Annotated in this window: 2 protein-coding genes; one reads left to right on the forward strand and one right to left on the reverse strand. The window is 69.9% G+C overall.

The window, feature by feature from the left end:
• Positions 1–1,531 (forward strand): DNA recombination protein RmuC (locus FW784_RS13580; protein WP_149353859.1); only part of this gene is annotated, 1,531 nt, incomplete at its 5' end.
• Between the two features lie 42 nt (positions 1,532–1,573).
• On the opposite strand, the gene FW784_RS13585 is transcribed toward FW784_RS13580, so the two are convergent.
• Positions 1,574–2,422 (reverse strand): MlaA family lipoprotein (locus FW784_RS13585; protein WP_149353860.1); only part of this gene is annotated, 849 nt, incomplete at its 5' end.

Consider the following 2,422-nt stretch of genomic DNA (forward strand, 5'->3'; position numbering starts at 1 on the left):
CGCGCTCATCATCGTCGCCCTTGCCGGGCTCGCCCTCGCTTTCGTCGGCGTCGCCCTTTGGCGGCTGTCGTCCCGCGCACCGGCGCCGCACCTGCAGGCCGAGTGCGACCGGCTCGCCGCCGCGCTCGCGCAGGCCCAGGAGCGATCACGCGGCGACGCCGAGGCACAGGGCCGCCTGCATGCGGCGCTAGAGGGCGCGCGCCAGGCCGCGCAGGAGCTAGAAACGCTGCGCGCCGCCGCCGATTCGTTGCGCGATGCGCTGTCGCTGGAAAAGGGCGCGCATGCGACGGCTGCGCGGGAACTGGCCGAGCGCAAGTCCGAAGTGGCGGCGTTGCGCGAGGCGCAGGCCACGCTGCAGGCCGACGCCACGCGCATCGGCAACGACCTGGCGCAGGCACAGGCCAACCTGCAGCACGCGCGCAAGGCCGAGGGCGAGATGCGCGCCTTCATCGAGGACGCGCAGGCCAAACTGTCCGCGAGCTTCGCGCAGATGGCCGGCAAGGTGTTCGAAGAGCGCGGGCAGCAGTTCGAGAAGAACGTGCGCACGGCGACCGGGCAGTCGAAGGCCGACATCGAAACGCTGCTCAAGCCGTTCGCCGAGCAGATCCACCAGTTCCGCCAGCGGGTGGACACGGTCTACTCCGACGAGGCGCTGGAGCGCGCGAAGCTCGCCGGTGCGGTCGAAAAGCTGCACAGCCTCAACGAGAACATGGCGGCCAAGGCCGATGCCCTCACGCGAGCGCTTCGCGGCAACGCCAAGGTGCGCGGCGACTGGGGCGAGCTGATGCTGGAAAACGTGCTGCGCGCGTCCGGCCTCGAAGCCGGCGTGCACTACGAGCGCCAGCAGAGCAGCAATGACGACGAAGGCCGGCTGTTGCGCCCCGACGTGGTGGTGCGTTTGCCGGACGAACGTCGCGTCGTGATCGACAGCAAGGTCAACCTGATCGCGTGGCAGGACGCGATGAATGCCGATGCACCCGAGGCGCAGCACGACGCCATGCGGCGCCATGCGGTCGCGCTTCGCCAGCACGTCAAGGATCTCGCCGAGCGCAACTACCCGAAGGCTGTCGGCGAAACCGCCCTCGATACCACGGTGCTGTTCGTGCCGATCGAGGGCGCGCTGTCGGCCGCGCTGGGCGCTGACGACGCCCTGCAGGCGTTCGCGTTTGAACGGCACGTGGTATTCGCGTCGCCCAATACGCTGATGGCGGTGCTGCGCGTCGTCGACCGCCTGTGGGCGCGCGACAAGCTGCAGAAGCAGGCGCAGAAGATCGGCGAGGCCGGTGGTCTGCTGCTGGATGCGTTGAGCGGCTTCCTGGCGGACTTCGACCGCGTTGGTGCGGGCCTGCAGAAGGCCGCCGACACCTTCCGCGATGCACGCAACCGGCTTACCGAGTCGCCGCAGGCGGTGTTGCCGCGCGCACGCCGGCTGGCCGAACTCGGCGCGCGCGGCAAGAAGGCGCTGCACGGCGACCTGCAGCCGGACGACGAGACACTGCTACTGGAAATTCCCGACGCGTCGGACGACTAGCACTGCATCCGAACGCAGCGGGCAACAGGCTCGATCGCGCGGTCAGCGCCCGCCGGGAATCGGCATCGCGCCGACCGGCACCATGTTCGGATCGTCTTTGAGGTAGGCCGGCACCTCGTCGGCGCGGTCGCCGTCGATCTGGTACGCGCGCCGTTGCATCCAGGCGTCGCGCACCAGGCTGTAATCGTCCTCGGCGCCTTCGCGCAGTGCGTCGGTGGACATCAGCTGCATGCGCACGTCGACGAGCTGCAGGCCCTGCAGCGGCACCCGGATGCGGTCGGCCTCGATGCCGCGCATCAGCGACAGCGGCGAGTCGCCGGCCATGCCGACCACGTCGCGCAGCGTGCGGGGGCCGAACAAAGGCAGCTCGACGTAGCGCGAGCGCTTCCAGCCCCAGACCCCGAGCGTCTGCCCGAAATCCTCGTTGCGGTTCTGCAGCTTGGCGTCGGTGGCGGGATCGAAAATGCCGCCGATGCCGAGCGTCGAATTCATCACGAAACGGCCGAGCGAGTGCGCGGCCTGCTTCGGGCGACCCTGCAACAGCGCATTGACCGCCGACGCGGGCTGGCCGAGGTTGCTGAAGAAATTGCTGACGCCGCTGCGGACCGGGCGCGGTACCACCTTCACGTAAGCCTTGGCGAGCGGCTTGGCGACGTGTCGGTCCACCGCGTTGTTGAAGCGGTGCATGCGGCGGTTGTAGGGCTCCCACGGGTCGTACACCGCGAGAGGCGCGGCAGCGGGCTGGCCCTTCGCCGCTTCGGCGCCGTAGAGCTCGTTGAAATCGGATTCGGCGGGCGTCGAGGCAGCCGTCGACGCGTCGGTAACCGGCGGCGTGGCCTCGCCGGTCCCGGTCGCCTGCTGCGGTTCGGCGGCCGCTGGCGCATCGGCGGG

Origin of the sequence: Cognatilysobacter lacus (genome assembly GCF_008274655.1) — a bacterium.
Classification (GTDB): domain Bacteria; phylum Pseudomonadota; class Gammaproteobacteria; order Xanthomonadales; family Xanthomonadaceae; genus Cognatilysobacter; species Cognatilysobacter lacus.